General features: G+C 66.3%; 15 protein-coding genes and 1 pseudogene. 5 read left to right on the plus strand and 11 right to left on the minus strand.

Annotated elements, in window-relative coordinates; all coding sequences use genetic code 11:
* Positions 1–20: 20 nt before the first annotated feature.
* The 3 genes from AB4Y40_RS25640 to AB4Y40_RS25650 form a co-directional block, all read right to left on the minus strand.
* Positions 21–1,628 (minus strand): FMN-binding glutamate synthase family protein, encoded by a 1,608-nt coding sequence (locus AB4Y40_RS25640; protein ID WP_368690199.1) that lies wholly within the window; start codon positions 1,626–1,628, stop codon positions 21–23.
* A gap of 247 nt (positions 1,629–1,875) precedes the next feature.
* Positions 1,876–3,072, minus strand: a complete 1,197-nt coding sequence (gene mnmA, locus AB4Y40_RS25645; RefSeq protein ID WP_368690200.1) for a tRNA 2-thiouridine(34) synthase MnmA — start codon at positions 3,070–3,072, stop codon at positions 1,876–1,878.
* 12 nt (positions 3,073–3,084) lie between these two features.
* Complete coding sequence (locus tag AB4Y40_RS25650; RefSeq protein ID WP_368690201.1) at positions 3,085–3,579, minus strand: NUDIX hydrolase; 495 nt, start codon at positions 3,577–3,579, stop codon at positions 3,085–3,087.
* Positions 3,580–3,874: 295 nt separating this feature from the next.
* Between AB4Y40_RS25650 and AB4Y40_RS25655 the strand changes: the two genes are divergently transcribed.
* The 3 genes from AB4Y40_RS25655 to AB4Y40_RS25665 are packed head-to-tail and all read left to right on the plus strand — an operon-like array spanning position 3,875 to position 6,828.
* Positions 3,875–5,026 carry a Re/Si-specific NAD(P)(+) transhydrogenase subunit alpha gene (locus AB4Y40_RS25655; protein WP_368690202.1) on the plus strand — a complete coding sequence of 384 codons (1,152 nt, stop codon included), beginning with the start codon at positions 3,875–3,877 and terminating at the stop codon, positions 5,024–5,026.
* A 17-nt stretch (positions 5,027–5,043) separates the two neighbouring features.
* A complete protein-coding gene (locus AB4Y40_RS25660; RefSeq protein ID WP_028201972.1) occupies positions 5,044–5,373 on the plus strand; it encodes an NAD(P) transhydrogenase subunit alpha in 330 nt (109 codons plus the stop codon).
* Positions 5,374–6,828: an NAD(P)(+) transhydrogenase (Re/Si-specific) subunit beta gene (locus AB4Y40_RS25665; RefSeq protein ID WP_342919347.1), complete on the plus strand. Its 1,455-nt coding sequence runs from the start codon at positions 5,374–5,376 to the stop codon at positions 6,826–6,828.
* 75 nt (positions 6,829–6,903) lie between these two features.
* Here the strand turns inward: AB4Y40_RS25665 and AB4Y40_RS25670 are convergent.
* The 7 genes and pseudogenes from AB4Y40_RS25670 to AB4Y40_RS25700 form a co-directional block, all read right to left on the minus strand.
* Positions 6,904–7,596 (minus strand): annotated as a pseudogene (locus AB4Y40_RS25670) (helix-turn-helix transcriptional regulator); the annotation flags it as partial.
* A 77-nt stretch (positions 7,597–7,673) separates the two neighbouring features.
* Entirely contained in the window at positions 7,674–8,063 is a 390-nt protein-coding gene (locus AB4Y40_RS25675) for a VOC family protein (RefSeq protein ID WP_342919346.1), read from the minus strand.
* A 187-nt stretch (positions 8,064–8,250) separates the two neighbouring features.
* Positions 8,251–9,567, minus strand: coding sequence for a class I SAM-dependent RNA methyltransferase (locus AB4Y40_RS25680; protein WP_368690203.1), 1,317 nt, complete (start codon positions 9,565–9,567; stop codon positions 8,251–8,253).
* A 237-nt stretch (positions 9,568–9,804) separates the two neighbouring features.
* Positions 9,805–10,509: a membrane integrity-associated transporter subunit PqiC gene (locus AB4Y40_RS25685; RefSeq protein ID WP_368690204.1), complete on the minus strand. Its 705-nt coding sequence runs from the start codon at positions 10,507–10,509 to the stop codon at positions 9,805–9,807.
* Complete coding sequence (locus tag AB4Y40_RS25690) at positions 10,506–12,119, minus strand: intermembrane transport protein PqiB (protein ID WP_368690205.1); 1,614 nt, start codon at positions 12,117–12,119, stop codon at positions 10,506–10,508. Before AB4Y40_RS25690 ends, AB4Y40_RS25685 begins: the two co-directional genes overlap by 4 nt.
* Positions 12,112–12,774 carry a paraquat-inducible protein A gene (locus tag AB4Y40_RS25695; RefSeq protein ID WP_342919343.1) on the minus strand — a complete coding sequence of 221 codons (663 nt, stop codon included), beginning with the start codon at positions 12,772–12,774 and terminating at the stop codon, positions 12,112–12,114. Before AB4Y40_RS25695 ends, AB4Y40_RS25690 begins: the two co-directional genes overlap by 8 nt.
* Entirely contained in the window at positions 12,771–13,586 is an 816-nt protein-coding gene (locus AB4Y40_RS25700) for a paraquat-inducible protein A (protein WP_368690206.1), read from the minus strand. Before AB4Y40_RS25700 ends, AB4Y40_RS25695 begins: the two co-directional genes overlap by 4 nt.
* A 408-nt stretch (positions 13,587–13,994) precedes the next feature.
* Between AB4Y40_RS25700 and AB4Y40_RS25705 the strand changes: the two genes are divergently transcribed.
* Together AB4Y40_RS25705 and AB4Y40_RS25710 are read left to right on the plus strand one after the other, a co-directional pair.
* Positions 13,995–14,594: a YceI family protein gene (locus AB4Y40_RS25705; protein ID WP_368690207.1), complete on the plus strand. Its 600-nt coding sequence runs from the start codon at positions 13,995–13,997 to the stop codon at positions 14,592–14,594.
* 42 nt (positions 14,595–14,636) lie between these two features.
* Positions 14,637–15,206 (plus strand): YceI family protein, encoded by a 570-nt coding sequence (locus AB4Y40_RS25710; protein ID WP_368690368.1) that lies wholly within the window; start codon positions 14,637–14,639, stop codon positions 15,204–15,206.
* Between the two features lie 87 nt (positions 15,207–15,293).
* On the opposite strand, the gene secF is transcribed toward AB4Y40_RS25710, so the two are convergent.
* Positions 15,294–16,244 (minus strand): protein translocase subunit SecF, encoded by a 951-nt coding sequence (secF, locus tag AB4Y40_RS25715; protein ID WP_069268461.1) that lies wholly within the window; start codon positions 16,242–16,244, stop codon positions 15,294–15,296.
* Positions 16,245–16,252 lie beyond the last annotated feature (8 nt).

The following is a 16,252-nucleotide window of genomic DNA, read 5'->3' on the forward strand; positions in this document are numbered from 1 at the left end:
TGAGTCGCGGATCGCCTTCCTCAGACGATCTTTTCCTCAGCCGGCGCGAACGAGTCGCTGCGCGCAACCGGCCACCACTTTTCGTACAGCTGATAGCGATAGCGGCCCTCGAGCAGATCGCCGGGCTTCAGGTACTTGAGCAGCTCCGACATCAGCTTCACTTCATACGACGACACGCGCCGCACGATGTGATGTGCGCGCAGATCCGAAGGGCTCGCAAGACCTGCGGCCTGAATCAGCTCCTGCAGCGCGTGCAGCGTGTTGTGGTGGAAGTTGAATACGCGTTCGCCCTTGTCCGGCACGTTCAGCGCGCGCTGGCGCACGGGGTCTTGCGTGGCGACGCCGGTGGGGCAGCGGTCCGAGTGGCACTTCTGCGCCTGGATGCAGCCCACGGCGAACATGAAGCCGCGTGCCGAGTTCACCCAGTCCGCGCCGATCGCGAGCGTACGCGCGATATCGAACGCGGTGATGATCTTGCCGCTCGCGCCGATCTTGATCTTGTCGCGCAGGCCGATGCCCACGAGCGTGTTGTGCACGAGAAGCAGCCCTTCCTGCAGCGGCGTGCCGATATGATCGGTGAACTCGAGCGGCGCGGCGCCCGTGCCGCCTTCCGCGCCGTCCACGACGATGAAGTCGGGCAGGATGCCGGTTTCCAGCATCGCCTTGGCGATGCCGAAAAACTCCCACGGATGACCGATGCACAGCTTGAAGCCCGTGGGTTTGCCGCCCGAGAGCTTGCGCAGGCGCTCGACGAATTCGAGCAGGCCACGCGGCGTGGAAAACTCCGAGTGGCGCGCAGGCGAGACGCAATCCTTGCCGATGGGAATGCCGCGCGTTTCGGCGATCTCGGGCGTGACCTTGGCCGCGAGCAGCATGCCGCCGTGACCGGGCTTCGCACCTTGCGAGAGCTTCACCTCGATCATCTTCACCTGCGGCTCGTTCGCGAGGCGCTGGAATTTTTCGGCGCTGAAGGTGCCGTCGTCGTTGCGGCAGCCGAAGTAGCCCGAGGCGATCTCCCAGATGATGTCGCCGCCATTCTCGCGGTGATACTTCGACATCGAGCCTTCGCCGGTGTCGTGCGCGAAGCCGCCTTTCTTCGCGCCCATGTTGAGCGCGCGGATGGCGTTCGCGGAGAGCGCGCCGAAGCTCATCGCCGAGATGTTGAAGATCGACATCGAGTACGGTTGTGCGCGGTTGGGGCCCACGAGCACGCGGAAGTCGCTGCCTGCGAGCTTCGTCGGCGCGAGCGAATGGCTGATCCACTCATGGCCCACGGCCTTCACGTCGAGCTCGGTGCCGTACGGGCGGCTGTCCACCGCGTTCTTCGCGCGCTGGTAGACGAGGCTGCGCTGGGCGAGCGAGAACGGCTTTTCGTCGGTGTCGTCCTCGACGAAGTACTGGCGGATCTCGGGCCGCACGAACTCGAACAGGAACCGCAGATGACCCCAGATCGGGTAGTTGCGCAGGATCGCGTGGCGCTCCTGGAACATGTCGTAGAAGCCGAGCGCGACGAGCAGCGCGGGCACGATTACGCAGTACCACGACAGGTGATGGAACGCAGCAGCGGCAGCACAGGCTGCGAGCAGCAGCACCGCGCCCCACATGGCGAGATAACGTCGGGAAAACATTGGGGGAACTCCTCGAACTTGATGTAATGCGCGCGCCTGCTCTCCTCTTGTGAAGGGGCGGTGCGCGTCAGCCGCGCGGTTGCCGGGCGCGGCTTGCGGGAATGATGCCGCAAGTTCGTGAATCTGGCCGGGAAGCGGGCAAAGCTTTTTTTCGGCGTTCGGCAGGCGTCGAAAGTCTGATAAAAAAAACGCGGCGCCCTGGGGCGCCGCGCGGTGTTTTCTTACGTTTTGCCTGACGCTGCTCGCATCACGCGGTCGTCGCCGCAGCGGGCTTCTTGCGCGCTACGCGCTTCTTTTTCTTCGGCGCTTCGGGCGGCAGCACGGCGGGCACGTGCGGCGCGAGCGTCGTCACCGCTTCGATGATGCCGCCGCCCAGGCACACGTCGCCGTCATAGAGCACCGCCGACTGGCCGGGCGTCACGGCCCATTGCGCGTCGGGAAAGCGCAGCGTGAACTGGCCTGCGCCGAATTCGTCTGCGGTATGGAACGAGCAGGGCGCATCGGCCTGGCGATAGCGCGTTTTCGCCCCGCATGTGTGGTCCTGGGCCGGCGGCTCGCCCGCCACCCAGCTCACGTTGCCGGCGCGCAGTTCGTGCGCGAGCAGCCACGGATGATCGTGGCCCTGCACGACGTAGAGTGTGTTCGAGGCCATGTCCTTGCCGGCCACGAACCACGGATCGCCGCTGCCGTCCTTGCTGCCGCCAAGGCCGATGCCCTTGCGCTGCCCGAACGTGTAGAACGCGAGGCCGATATGCTCGCCTACGACCTTGCCGTCGGGCGCCATCATCGGGCCGGGTTTGGTCGGCAGATAGCGGTTGAGGAAGTCGCGGAACGGCCGCTCGCCAATGAAGCAGATTCCTGTGGAATCCTTCTTTTTCGCGTTCGGCAGGCCGATCTTTTCGGCGATTTCGCGCACCTTCGTCTTCGGGATTTCGCCGACCGGGAACATCGTCTTCGAAAGCTGCGCCTGGTTCAGGCGATGCAGGAAGTACGACTGATCCTTCGTGTGGTCGAGCGCCTTCAGCAGTTCGAAGCGTCCGTTGCTCTCGTTCTGGCGCACGCGCGCGTAGTGGCCCGTGGCGATCGTTTCCGCGCCGAGCGACATGGCGTGGTCCAGGAATGCCTTGAACTTGATCTCAGCGTTGCAGAGCACGTCCGGATTCGGCGTGCGTCCCGCGGAATACTCGCGCAGGAACTCCGCGAACACGCGGTCCTTGTATTCGGCGGCGAAGTTCACGGCCTCGACGTCGATGCCGATCAGGTCCGCGACCGACACCACGTCGATCCAGTCCTGGCGCGTCGAGCAGTACTCGCCGTCGTCGTCATCTTCCCAGTTCTTCATGAAGAGACCGACGACGTCGAATCCCTGCTCCTTGAGCAGCCATGCGGTAACCGACGAATCGACGCCGCCCGACATGCCTACCACGACCTTACGTTTGCTCATTTCGTTGCTGCCTTAGTTCATCCTGGGTGCTGCCTTGGGCGCCGTCGCGTGCGTCTGGATGAAGTCCAGCGGCACGCGCTTGCCAGCGAGGTAATCGTCGACACAGCGCATCACGAGCGGCGTGCGATGGCGCTCGCTCGTGGCACGCAACTCGTCCACACTCATCCACACCGTGCGGACGATGTCCGGATCGAGCGCGCGGTCTTCCGCCTCGGCTGCGACACTGCCGCAGTATGTGAAGCGCACGTACGTCGCACCGCTCTCGCCGGGCTTGCCGAAGTGCGTCATATATACGCCGACCAGCGCTTCGGGCGTGAACGCATGCGCGGTTTCCTCGAGCGTTTCGCGCACCACGGCCTCGTGCAGCGTCTCGCCCGCTTCCAGATGGCCGGCGGGCTGGTTCAGGCGCAGTCCAGCTGGCGTGTGTTCCTCGACGAGCAGAAAACGCCCGTCGCGCTCGACGATCGCGGCCACGGTGACGTGGGGTGCCCAGGTTTCCTCATTCATGGGCCGGTATTTTACCGGGACGGCGCGAACGCTGCCCGGGGCCGGACCTGGCCCCACAGGGGCGCCAGCCCGGCTCGCCTGGCACTGCCGACCGTCCGGTCGGACGACACAGCGTGTTGTGTGCATCGCACAAAAACGGGCAATTCCCGCTACAAAGGCGTCGCTGCTTTCGGTTAAAGTGGTGCCGTCGTTTGCCATTGCAATGGATGCCGGCGCTTGAACGCCGTTTGTCGGCCTCCCTTCGCTCGATTCGAGCCAGAACAGCTAGAACAAGAAGGTCGAGGAGGAAACAACGATGCATATCGGAGTGCCTGCAGAGACGCGGGCGAACGAAACCCGCGTGGCCGCGACGCCGGAGACAGTCAGGAAGTACGTCGCCCAGGGCCACACGGTCACGATCCAGGCGGGTGCGGGCGTCGGCGCGAGCTATCCCGACGAGGCCTACACGGCCGTGGGCGCGCAGGTCGCCGATGCGGCCACGGCCTTCGGCGCGGACCTCGTGCTCAAGGTCCAGTCGCCCACGGTCAGCGAATTGCCGTTCATGAAGCGCGGCGCAGTGCTGGTCGGCATGCTCGATCCCTTTAATGCGGAGAACGCCGCGAAACTCGCCGAGGCTGGCGTGACGGCGTTCGCGCTCGAAGCCGCGCCGCGCACCACGCGCGCACAGAGCCTCGACGTGCTGTCGTCGCAGGCCAACATCGCCGGGTACAAGGCGGTGCTCGTGGCCTCGAACCTCTATCCGCGCTTCATGCCGATGCTCATGACCGCCGCCGGCACCGTGAAAGCCGCGCGCGTGCTGATTCTCGGCGCGGGCGTGGCGGGCCTGCAGGCCATTGCCACGGCGCGGCGCCTGGGCGCGGTGATCGAGGCTTCGGACGTGCGCCCGGCCGTGAAGGAGCAGATCGAGTCGCTCGGCGGCAAATTCCTCGACGTGCCTTACGAAACCGATGAGGAGCGCGAAGCGGCCGTCGGCGTGGGCGGCTATGCCCGGCCCATGCCGCCGTCGTGGCTCACGCGCCAGTCGGCGCTGGTGCACGAGCGCGCGAAGCAGGCGGACATCATCATCTCGACCGCACTGATTCCGGGCCGCGACGCGCCGACGCTGCTGCCTTCGGAAACCGTGCAGGCGATGAAGCCGGGCTCGGTGGTCATCGACCTCGCGGCAGGACGCGGTCCCGTTGCGGACGAGGCCAGCGGCCGACGCGGCGGCAACTGCCCGCTCACCGAGGCCGACAGGGTGGTGACGCACCACGGCGTGCAGATCTGCGGCTACACGAACCTCGCCTCGATGGTCGCCGCCGACGCCTCCGCGCTCTACGCGCGCAACCTGCTCGACTTCCTGAAGCTGATTATCACGAAGGAAGGCACGCTCAACATCGATCTCGCGGACGACATCGTCGCGGCCACGCTGCTGGCCCGCGACGGCCAGGTCACGCGCAAGGCATGACGAGGAGGAGACCAACAATGGAAGTCATCAACCATACCGTCATCAACCTGATCATCTTCGTGCTGGCCGTGTACGTGGGCTATCACGTGGTCTGGAACGTCACGCCCGCGCTGCATACGCCGCTCATGGCCGTGACCAATGCGATTTCCGCGATCGTGATCGTCGGCGCGATGCTCGCCACGGGCCTGACCGTGGGCGGACCGGGCAAGTTCTTCGGCACCTTCGCCGTGCTGCTCGCGGCCGTGAACGTGTTCGGCGGGTTCCTCGTCACGCGGCGAATGCTGGAGATGTTCCGCAAGAAGGAGCCGAAAAAGCTCTCCGCCCCCGGCAGCAAGGAGGGCGCGTAAATGAGCATGAACGTCGTTACGCTGCTTTATCTGGTGGCGTCGGTCTGCTTTATCCAGGCGCTCAAGGGACTGTCGAATCCGAAGAGCGCGCGCGCCGGCAACGTGTTCGGCATGGTCGGTATGGCCATCGCCATTCTCACGACCCTTGCGCTGATCGTGAAGGAGTCCGCACAGTTCGGCTCGAATCTCGGGCTCGGCCTTGGCTTGCTCTTTGGTGCGCTCGTGGTGGGTGGCGGCCTGGGCGCCTACGTCGCCGCGCGCGTCGAGATGACGAAGATGCCCGAACTCGTCGCGGCCATGCACTCGCTGATCGGTCTGGCGGCGGTGTGCATCGCGTATGCGGTGGTCTCTGAGCCGGCCGCGTTCGGACTGGTTGCTGAAGACGCGCCGTATCCGGGCTTCCTGCCGTATGGCAACCGTATCGAGCTGTTCATCGGCACGTTCGTCGGTGCGATCACGTTCTCAGGTTCCGTGATCGCCTTCGGCAAGCTCTCCGGCAAGTACAAGTTCAGGCTGTTCCAGGGCGCGCCGGTTGTTTATCCCGGCCAGCATCTGATCAACCTGATGCTCGCGCTCGGCATGATCGGCTTCGGCATCCTGTTCTTCCTCACGCAGTCGTGGCTGCCGTTCATCATCATGACGGCGATCGCGTTCGCGCTGGGCGTGCTCATCATCATCCCGATCGGCGGCGCGGACATGCCCGTGGTCGTCTCGATGCTGAACTCGTACTCGGGCTGGGCGGCGGCGGGCATCGGCTTCTCGCTGAACAACGCCATGCTGATCATCGCGGGCTCGCTGGTGGGCTCTTCCGGCGCGATCCTGTCGTACATCATGTGCCACGCGATGAACCGCTCGTTCTTCAACGTGCTGCTGGGCGGCTTCGGCGGCGAGGCGGGTGCGGCGGCAGCAGGCGGCTCGCAGGAACAGCGTCCGGTGAAGTCGGGCTCGGCTGACGACGCCGCGTTCATGCTCGGCAATGCGGAAAGCGTCGTGATCGTGCCGGGCTACGGTCTCGCGGTGGCGCGCGCACAGCATGCGCTGAAGGAACTCACCGACAAGCTCGTGGAGAAGGGCGTGGATGTGCGCTACGCGATCCACCCGGTGGCGGGCCGCATGCCGGGCCACATGAACGTGCTGCTCGCGGAAGCCGAAGTGCCCTACGACATGGTGTTCGAGATGGAGGACATCAACAACGAGTTCGGCCAGACCGACGTGGTGCTGGTGCTCGGGGCGAACGACGTGGTGAATCCGGCGGCGAAGAATGACCCGAAGTCGCCGATCGCGGGCATGCCGATCATCGAGGCGTACAAGGCGCGCACGATCATCGTGAACAAGCGTTCGATGGCGGCGGGCTACGCGGGCCTCGACAACGAGCTCTTCTACATGGACAAGACCATGATGGTGTTCGGCGACGCGAAGAAGGTGATCGAGGAGATGGTGAAGGCGGTGGAGTAAGTGCTGCTCGCATCAAACCCACGCGAAAGGCGCGCAGCGATGCGCGCTTTTTTCAATTGCGGCCGTGCTGAGCGCTCACAACGACGGCGCATTCACGCGGCGCAGATAGTCGGCCAGCCGCCGCCCGCTCACATCGGGAAACTGCTCGAGCACTTCCACGTTCTCCATGCGCGCGATGTTGAAGTTGCGGAAGTCCTCGCGCATTTCGCACCAGGCGCCCACGGTCCATTGCGCGCCCCAGTACACGAGCCCAAGCGGCCAGATGCGCCGCTCCGTATGCGCGCCGATGCGGTCGCAGTACGCGAAGCGCACGACGAGCCGCGTGTCGACGGCGCGGTGCAGCGCGTCGAGCTTGTCCGAGAACGCGTGATCCATGTGATACGCCGGCGCGAACACGGCGAGCCGTTCCAGCACGGCGCGCTTTTCCGCGGGCATCGCGGCGGCGACTTTCGCCAGCGCGCCCCGTGCGCCGCTCGCGAGCGCCGCGCCGCCCCACGATTCGGCCATGCGCGCCCCCACCGCGAGCGCGGTGAGTTCGTCCGCGGTGAAGGTGAGCGGCGGCAGACTCGCCGTGCGCGCGAGCCGGTAGCCGATGCCCGCCTCGCCCTCGATCGGCACGCCCGAAAGCTGCAGGTCGCGCACGTCGCGATAGACCGTGCGCGGCGAGACTTCGAGCCATTCTGACAGTTGCTGCGCGGTGGTGAGACGGCGGCCGCGCAGCAGTTCGGCGATGCGAAAAAGGCGGTCGGCACGGCGGGTCATGGCAGGGCGGTCGCGAAGGCGGGCGCGGTGACTGGGAGAAGCACAGATGATAGCGCCGGGCGCGCGCGGCGCCCGGCCGTGGCTTAACCGAGCTTCGGCGCGTGCAGACCGACGCGGTTGCCTTCGGTATCGATGAAGAAGCCGATATAACCGTAGTTGTTCGGCAGCTCCACCGCTGGCCCTTGCTGCTTGCCGCCGGCCTTTGCCACACGGTCGAGCACGGCCGTGACCGATGGCTGCGCGTTCAGATACACGAGCACGCCCTTCGGGTCGGGCTTGGCGTCATGCGGATTGAACACGATGCAGCCGCCGGTTTCCGTATCGGTGTGAGCGAACAGCGCCATCGGCACGCCGCCGACTACTTCGCGCTGCAGCGCGGTGTCGAAGGCGGTTTCGTAAAAGCGGGCGGCACGCTCCAGGTCGTGCGCGGGAATTTCGAACCACGAGATCACACGGGACAGATCGGTAGACACGGTGCAGCTCCTCGAAGACAACGGCGGACGTTGAATGGCGGCAGCCGGGCGGCGGCAGCCTCGCCGGATGGCGTAGAAGCAGTGTGCCAGGGGGCTGCTGACAGCGTGTTGTCAGTAGGTTTGACGCGCCGTGCCGGGCGCTTCGGCGGCGGGTGGGAGCGTCACCCGCCGTGCGCGTTTGCCAATGTCAGCTGGCGTCGTCGTTGCCGGCGGCGGGGTTCGCGCCGCCGCTGGCCGGACGCTGGCGCACGCTGCCCGCGATCAGGTCGAAGCGGAACAGGCGGCATTCGAGCGCGCCGTTGTAGAGCGGCGTCTTGGCGGCTTCGCGCAGGCGCAGCTGGCCCGGCAGCTTGCGGTCCGAGGTGAGGACGAACGCGCGCCAGCCCGTGAAGCGCTGCTTGAGCGCGTCGCCGAGTGCCTGGAAGAACTCGGCGTCGGGCGCCTCGTCCTTGGCGCGGCGGAAGCCTTCGTCATCGTCGCCGCGCAGCTCGCGCGCCGTCGGGCGCGCCTCGCCGCGCGCGTTGCGGCCGCGCACTTCGATACGCTCGCCATACGGCGGATTCGCCACGAGAATGCCGGGCGCAGCCGAGGGCGGCGTCATGTTGCGCGCGTCGAGCTGCTTGAGCGTCACGCTGCCGAAGCCCGCGCGCTTGAAGTTCGCACGCGCCTTTTCCAGCATGACGTCGGAGATGTCACTGCCGTAAATCAGCAGGTCGCTGGTCTTGCTTTGTGCGAGGTTGCGTGCCGTGTTCGCCTCGCTCTTGAGGTGCCTCCACGCGGCCAAGTCGGCCTGCTTGAGCGACTCGAAGCCGAAGCGGCGATCGAGCCCCGGTGCGATGTCGAGCGCGACTTGCGCGGCTTCCGCGAGGAAGGTGCCGCTGCCGCACATCGGGTCATAGAGCGGCGTGCCGGGCGTCCAGCCCGTGAGGCGCAGGATGCCCGCGGCGAGGTTCTCGCGCAGCGGGGCGGCGCCCTTGTCCAGACGCCAGCCGCGTTTGAAAAGCGGCTCGCCCGAGGTGTCGAGATAGAGCGTGCATTCGTTCGCCGTGAGGAAGGCGAACACACGCACATCGGGATAGGCGGTATCGACGCTCGGACGCGCGCCGGCCTTGTCGCGCATGCGGTCGCAGATCGCGTCCTTCACGCGCAGCGTGGCGAATTCGAGGCTGCGCAGCGGCGACTTGATCGCGGTGATGTCGATGCGGATCGTCTCGTTCGCCGAGAACCACTTCTCCCATTGCTGCTCGCGCGCGAGCGCATAGATGTCCTGTTCGCTGCGGTACGGCCGCTGGGCGATCTTCAGGAGCACGCGGCTCGCGATGCGCGAATGGAGGTTGGCGGCGATGCCGCCGGCCCAGTTGCCGCGGAAATGCACGCCGCCGGGCACCTCGGCGCCGACCTGGAGTGCGCCGGGCGGCAGGCGCCGTTGCGCGGTTTCGGCCAGTTCGGCGGCGAGCGCGGCTTCGAGGCCGCGCGGGCAGGGGGCAAAGAAATCGAAAGACATGAAGGAGGATGGGACGCTGCGGGGAAGGCGCTATTGTACGCGGGTTGCGGGAGCGGCCAGACGTGTATGCCGCCCGCGCCGCTGAAGACCGCTCAATGCCCGCCCTTGGCCGCCATCTGCCGCGTCCCTGACGCCTCCTCCGAGAATGCCTGGTGCGGGCCTTTATTGGATCCGGATCGCCTGCGGGGCGTGGGGATCAGCTACGCCGCGGGGCCGCGCCAGCGCAAATCCGCCCCCTCAGCCGCCGGCAGCCGCCATCTGCGGGCAGGCAATGCTCGGCGCCGCCTTCGCGCGCGCGCCCGTCTTCGCGCCATTCGCCGCCACGCTCACGCGCGGCGCGGCCGCGAGCGCGCGCACGCCGCTCGCGATCGACTGCGAGAGCGCCTCGACCGCCTGCCGGTGGCCGATGACGAGCGCGTCGTAGCCGTCGCCCACCTTCTGGTTGAGCACGCTGCGGCAGGTCAGGACCGTTTGCGTGTCGAGCGCGCGTACGCTCCACACGGCGTCGATGAGCGCATGCGAGCCCGGCCACGATTCGAAGCGCTGCACGTTCACGCTCACGCGATACACGGGCACGCCCTCGGGATGCGGCGAGCCGTACACGTCGATGGTGCCGAGCTGCTGCGTGAGGTCGCCCGAGAGCGCCCGGCGGATCTCGTCGCCGGGCATCGAGGACCAGCGCTCCTGCTCGAGTACACGCACCTGGTTGGCGTCGGTTTGCACGACGAACTGGGTCTTTGCGACCTGCGGCGGAACATCCACAGGCGCCAGTTCGATCAGCCACTGGGCGTTGCCTGCGCCCTGCGCGGCCGCGGTGCGAGCCGTGTCGTCGCTCGGGCTGAGCGTGTAGAACCGGCTGGCGGGCGAACTGCAGCCCGCCAGTGCGGCGGCGATGACCAGCGCGCCGAGCGCGGCAAGGGCGGGGACGCGTCGGAACGTCATGGCTTGTCTCCAGATTTGCCGCGCAGCAGCGATTCGGGATGGCGCTCCAGATAGTCGGAGAGCGCGTTGAGCGATTGCAGCGTACGCGTGAGTTCCTGCATCGCCTGGTGCACGTCGGACTGCAGCGGCGAATCCTGCTGCAGCGTGGACTGCGCGGCGTTGAAGGTCTTCTGCGCCTGGTCGAGCGTGCCTTGCAGCTGCGGCAGGATCTGGTCGTTCACCTTGCCGAACAGCTGGTTGGCGTTCTTGAGCGACTCGTTCAGGTTGTTGCCGATCTTGTCGAACGGAATCTGATCGAGCTTCTTCGCGATGTCCGCGACCTGCAGCTGCAGTTCTTCGAGCGAGTTCGGCACCGTGGGCAGCTCGAGCGGATCGTGGTTGAAGTCGACCGTCGCCGGGCCCGCCTTCGGGAAGATGTCGAGCGCGATGTAAAGCTGACCCGTGATCAAATTGCCGGTGCGCAACTGGCCGCGCAGGCCGCGCGCGACGAGCCGCTTGATCAGCTCCTGGCTTTGCGGCGTATGCGGCGCGGGCGTTTCGCCGCGGATGCGGCGCGACAGGCGCAGCGGGTAGAGGTCGATCGTCACGGGCATCGTGAAGTTGTGCTGTTTCGGGTCGTACTCGATGCCGATGTCGGTTACCTGACCGAGCGCGATGCCGCGGAAATCGACCGTCGCGCCCACTGAAAGGCCGCGCAACGACTGGTTGAAGTACATGACCACGCGTTGCGGCGCGCCGTCCGGCTCGCGCATTGCCTCAGCCTCGTCGGAGGCGAGCGCGAAGGTGGCGCTGTCGGGCGCCTGGGGGCCCATGGACTGGCCGGGCGGCGCCTGGAACGCGAGGCCGCCTACCACGATGGTGGCGAGCGACTGCGTGTTGACCTTGATGCCGTTCGAATCGAGCTGCACGTTCACGCCGCTCGCGTGCCACCAGCGCGTGTTGGTACCCACGTACTGGTCGAAGGGCGCGCTCACGAACACCTGTACCGTCACGCCGGTGCCGTCCTTGTCGAGCGAATAGCCTGTCACCTGGCCTACCTGGATGCGCCGGAAGAAGATCGGCGTGCCGATGTCGAGCGAGCCGAGCGTCGCACTGTGCAAGGTATAGCGATGCCCCTTCTCGTCGATGGTCACGGCAGGCGGCGCTTCCAGCCCGACGAAGTCGCTTTGCGATTCCTGCGAGCGGCCGGCGTCGGCGCCGATATACGAGCCCGAGAGCAGCGTGGTGAGGCCCGAGACGCCGCTTGCGCCCACGCGCGGGCGCACGACCCAGAAGCGGCTGTCCTTCACGGCGAAGCGTTCGGCGTCCTTGGTGAGCTCGACCGTGACGATCACATGCGAAAGGTTGGGCGAGAGCTTGATCGCACGCACCGAGCCGATGTCCACGTCCTTGTACTTGACCTTGGTCTTGCCGGGCTCGAGTCCTTCGGCGCTCACGAAGCTGATCGTGATGGTCGGGCCGCGCGTGGCGACCGACTTCACGACGAGCGCCACGCCGATCAGCGCCGCGACGATCGGCACGATCCAGACGAGCGAAGGCAGCCAGCGCCGCGGCTTGACGATCTCCGGCTCCGGCAGATTGGGCGGGGTCGGTCCTTTCGGACTATTCATGGGGTTGATCCTGTGTGTGTTGCGCAGGTTTGTGTTTGTCTTCGTCCACCGGATCCCAGATCAAGCGCGGATCGAACTGCATCGAGGCGATCATCGTCAGGATCACGACCGAGCCGAACGCGATCGCGCCGGGGCCCGCCGTGATGACCGCAAGCGACTGGAAGCGTACCAGCGCCACGGTTAGCGTGACAACGAACACGTCGAGCATCGACCAGCGCCCGATGAATTCGACGAGCCGGTAGAGCTTCGTGCGTTCCACGGGCCGCCATGTCGAGCCGCGCTGGGAGGTGATCGCGAGCAGCGCGAGCACCGACAGCTTGAGCATCGGCACGAGAATGCTGGCGATGAAGACGATCACGGCGAGCGGCCAGTCGCCCGAGGTCCAGAAGTAGACCACGCCGCTCATGATGGTGTCGTCCTCGTCGCCGACGAGCGAGGCCGTATGCATCACAGGCAGCAGGTTCGCGGGGATGTAGAGCAGCGCCGCGGCAATCAGGAGCGCCCACGTGCGCATGATGCTGTCCGGATTGCGCTCGTGCACGGGCGAGCCGCAGCGTGCGCAGCGCGCGTGCTTCGGCGCGCGCACGTGCGGCTGCACGTGCCCGCAGGCGTGGCAGGAGACGTAGCCGGCGTCGCTGGCGGTCTGGTATTTCATCGGCGCCCCTTGGGGAGCGGGCCGCCGCGCGGCGCCGCCGGGTCTTGCGCGCGCTCGCCGGGCTCGCGGATCTCGGGCTCGGAGAGCGGATGGGCCGCAGCCGGTGACGGCGCGGCGGGCGAAGGCGGCGCGTGCGGTGCGCCCGAGCCGGCGTCGCCCGCGAGGCCGTCCGGACCCGCGCCGCCCTCGCGCGCCGCGCGTGCGGCGTCGCGCAGGCCGTCGGCGATGTCCCAGAGCGTGCGCGCATCGAAGGTGACGACCACGGTGAACATCAGCGTGAGCGCGCCGAAGGCGAAGAGCGCGGTTTCGGGAATCACGCGCGCGAGGCTCACCATTTTCACGATCGTGATGAGCACGCCCAGCATGAAGACTTCGAGCATGCCCCAGGGCCGCACGAACTGGATGGCGCGCAGCACGTGGTCGAAGCCCGGTGGAATGAAGCCGCGCCGCACCGGCAGCAGGACGTAAAGCAGCGCTACCATCTCCGTGAGCGGAAAGAGGATGGTTGCGCAGAAGACGATCACCGCGATGATCTCCATGTCCTCGTGCCACAGCACCACGAGGGCGCCGAACAGGCTCGACTCCGTAGTGATACCGTTCGCATCGAGCTCGATGATCGGGAACGACTGGGCGATGATGAAGGTGACGAGCGCCGCGACCGTGATGGCGCAGATGCGGTCGAGTTGGGACGCGGCGCTGCTGTAGAGCGTGGCGCCGCAGCGCGAGCAGCGCGCTGACTGGCGGCCGAGCAGCCGCGGTTTGCGGTAGAGCGCGTCGCAGTCGTGACACGCGATCAGTTTGTCCTGGGCCATGCGGGCAGGTGACGCAAAACGACGTGAACGAGGGACGCGCTGCGGCGGCACACAATCAGGAAGGTGCCGACAGCGCTTCGCGCCATGTTACCAAACGCGCCCGGCGGCGTGCCGGAACGAGCCGCCGACCCCCGACGGGGCGGCCGCCGGGGCTGCCGCGGGGCTGCCGCGGGGCAAGCCGCGGGTCAGCCGCTCAAGCGGCGCTCGCGTGGCCGGCGAACGGGCTGCGAAGTGTGCCACGTTTGCGCCGTGCGCGTGTGCGAGCCCGGCCCGGACCCGGCCCTTATCTCCGGATGTTTGCAGTCACCCAATTTGGATTATCTTTCGGGCATGGAGCATGCATGGCTGCGCAAGGTGGCCGCTGCCCATCCACGAAGTCAATGACTACGCAATCAAAGCGAGACGATCATGGAAGCCTTGTCGAGGTGGATTCGTTCTTATCGGTGGCGCCCGGCGGTCGGGGCCGCGGCAGTGTGGACCGGCGCCGCCGCGGTGCTGCTCGCGGGCGGGGCCGCCCATGCGCAGCTCGACGCGGCGAAGAGCACGATCGTCGCCGTCTCGCGCCAGATGAACGTATCGGTCCAGGGCAGCTTCACGAAGTTCGACGCGCAGATCGCCTTCGATCCGGCCAAACCTGCGGGCGGCAGCGCGAAGATCACGGTCGACACGGCGAGCTATGATCTGGGAGACCCGACCTACAACGATTCGGTGCACGGGCCCGAATGGTTCGACGCGAAGACGTTCCCGCAGGCAACGTTCGTCTCGACCGCCATCGCGCCGACCGGAACGAACCAGTACAGCGTGAGCGGCAAACTGACGATCAAGGGGCACATGCAGAACGTGGCTGTCCCCGTCGTGCTCACGCAGCAGGGCGGCACGCAGACCTTCGACGGCACGTTGCCGATCCACCGGCTCGCCTTCGAAATCGGCACCGGCGAGTGGAAGGACACCTCGATCGTCGCCGACGAAGTGCTCATCAAATTTCATATCGTCGTCGCGCACAAGTAGATCGACGACTCCGAGGAGGTGCTATTGAACAAGCTCGCACTGATGGCCGCAGGGGGCGCCGTGTCGCTCGCCGCCCTGGTGACGCACGCCGCGCACGCCGCCGATACTTACCAGCTCGATCCGAACCACACGTTTCCGAGCTTCGAGTCCGACCACTTCGGCGGTCTGTCCACGTGGCGCGGCAAGTTCACGAAGACCACGGGCATGGTCACGCTGGACCGCGCGGCCAAAACGGGCACCGTGGACGTGACGATCGATCCGGCGTCGATCCAGACCGGCAATCCGCAGCTCGACCAGCACCTGGTGGGCGACGACTTTCTCGATGTCGCGAAGTACCCCACGGCCACCTACAAGGGCACGCGCATCGTCTTCAATGGCGACACGCCCAAGGAAGTGATCGGCGACTTCACGCTGCACGGCGTGACGCGGCCGCTCAAGCTCGAGATCGAGTCGTTCAAGTGCATGCAGCACCCGGTGCTCAAACGCGAGGTGTGCGGCGTGGAGGCCGAGGCCGCATTCAATCGCGACGACTTCGGCATGGACTCGGGCAAGAAGTATGGCTTCAAGATGAAGACCACGCTGCATATCCAGGCCGAAGGGATCAAGCAATAGGGAAGCGCGGCAGCGCGGCGAAGGCCGTTGCGCAGGCACGAAAAAAAAGCCGGTTCGCAAGAACCGGCTTTTTTGCTGGTGCGCCGCTTAGACCTGCGCGCCCGCGTTCGGATCGTTCGGATCGAACTTTTCCTTCTTGTCCTTGATGAGGTCTTCGCGCTTCACGCCGAGCCACATCGCGAGCGCCGCCGCGACGAACACCGACGAGTAGATGCCGAAGAGAATACCCACCGTCAGCGCCAGGGCGAAGTAGTGCAGCGTCGGGCCGCCGAAAAAGAACATCGAGAGCACCATCATCTGCGTACAGCCGTGGGTGATGATGGTTCGCGACATCGTGCTGGTGATGGCGTGGTTGATGACTTCGGTCACGCTCATCTTGCGCTCGCGCCGGAAGGTCTCGCGAATCCGGTCGAAGATAACGACCGATTCGTTCACCGAGTAGCCGAGCACGGCGAGCACCGCCGCGAGCACGGAGAGCGAGAACTCCCACTGGAAGAACGCGAAGAAGCCCAGGATGATCACGACGTCGTGCAGGTTCGCGATCACGCCGGCCACGGCGTACTTCCATTCGAAGCGGAACGACAGGTAGATGACGATGCCCGCCACCACGCAGGCGAGCGCGAGCAGGCCATCGGTGGCGAGCTCCTTGCCCACCTGCGGGCCGACGAACTCCACGCGCTGCAGCTGCACCTGCGGTTCAGCGGCCTTGAGCGTGGACATCACCTGGTCGCTCTGCTGCGCGGAGCTCAGGCCCTGCTTGAGCGGCAGGCGGATCAGCACGTCGCGCGAGGTGCCGAAGTTCTGCACCTGGGCGTCGCCGTAGCCGATCTTGGTGAGCGAGTCGCGCAACGGCTCGAGCGGCACCGCCTGCGGATACTGCACTTCGATGACCGTGCCGCCCGTGAATTCGATCGACAGGTGCAGGCCGCGGTGGAAGAGGAAGAACACCGCCGCGATGAAGGTCAGGAGCGAGATCGCGTTGAAGATCAACGCGTGCTTCATGAACGGGATGTCTTTGCGGATGCGGAAAAATTCCATGGTCTTGA

It is taken from the genome of Paraburkholderia sp. EG287B (assembly GCF_040965595.1).
GTDB lineage: Bacteria > Pseudomonadota > Gammaproteobacteria > Burkholderiales > Burkholderiaceae > Paraburkholderia.

Excerpts from the sequence above, each read along its gene's own strand:
- AB4Y40_RS25640 (WP_368690199.1), bottom strand. The coding sequence starts at position 1,628 with ATGTTTTCCCGACGTTATCTCGCCATGTGGGGCGCGGTGCTGCTGCTC.
- mnmA (WP_368690200.1), bottom strand. The coding sequence starts at position 3,072 with ATGAGCAAACGTAAGGTCGTGGTAGGCATGTCGGGCGGCGTCGATTCG.
- AB4Y40_RS25650 (WP_368690201.1), bottom strand. The coding sequence starts at position 3,579 with ATGAATGAGGAAACCTGGGCACCCCACGTCACCGTGGCCGCGATCGTC.
- AB4Y40_RS25655 (WP_368690202.1), top strand. The coding sequence starts at position 3,875 with ATGCATATCGGAGTGCCTGCAGAGACGCGGGCGAACGAAACCCGCGTG.
- AB4Y40_RS25660 (WP_028201972.1), top strand. The coding sequence starts at position 5,044 with ATGGAAGTCATCAACCATACCGTCATCAACCTGATCATCTTCGTGCTG.
- AB4Y40_RS25665 (WP_342919347.1), top strand. The coding sequence starts at position 5,374 with ATGAGCATGAACGTCGTTACGCTGCTTTATCTGGTGGCGTCGGTCTGC.
- AB4Y40_RS25680 (WP_368690203.1), bottom strand. The coding sequence starts at position 9,567 with ATGTCTTTCGATTTCTTTGCCCCCTGCCCGCGCGGCCTCGAAGCCGCG.
- AB4Y40_RS25685 (WP_368690204.1), bottom strand. The coding sequence starts at position 10,509 with ATGACGTTCCGACGCGTCCCCGCCCTTGCCGCGCTCGGCGCGCTGGTC.
- AB4Y40_RS25690 (WP_368690205.1), bottom strand. The coding sequence starts at position 12,119 with ATGAATAGTCCGAAAGGACCGACCCCGCCCAATCTGCCGGAGCCGGAG.
- AB4Y40_RS25695 (WP_342919343.1), bottom strand. The coding sequence starts at position 12,774 with ATGAAATACCAGACCGCCAGCGACGCCGGCTACGTCTCCTGCCACGCC.
- AB4Y40_RS25700 (WP_368690206.1), bottom strand. The coding sequence starts at position 13,586 with ATGGCCCAGGACAAACTGATCGCGTGTCACGACTGCGACGCGCTCTAC.
- AB4Y40_RS25705 (WP_368690207.1), top strand. The coding sequence starts at position 13,995 with ATGGAAGCCTTGTCGAGGTGGATTCGTTCTTATCGGTGGCGCCCGGCG.
- AB4Y40_RS25710 (WP_368690368.1), top strand. The coding sequence starts at position 14,637 with ATGGCCGCAGGGGGCGCCGTGTCGCTCGCCGCCCTGGTGACGCACGCC.
- secF (WP_069268461.1), bottom strand. The coding sequence starts at position 16,244 with ATGGAATTTTTCCGCATCCGCAAAGACATCCCGTTCATGAAGCACGCG.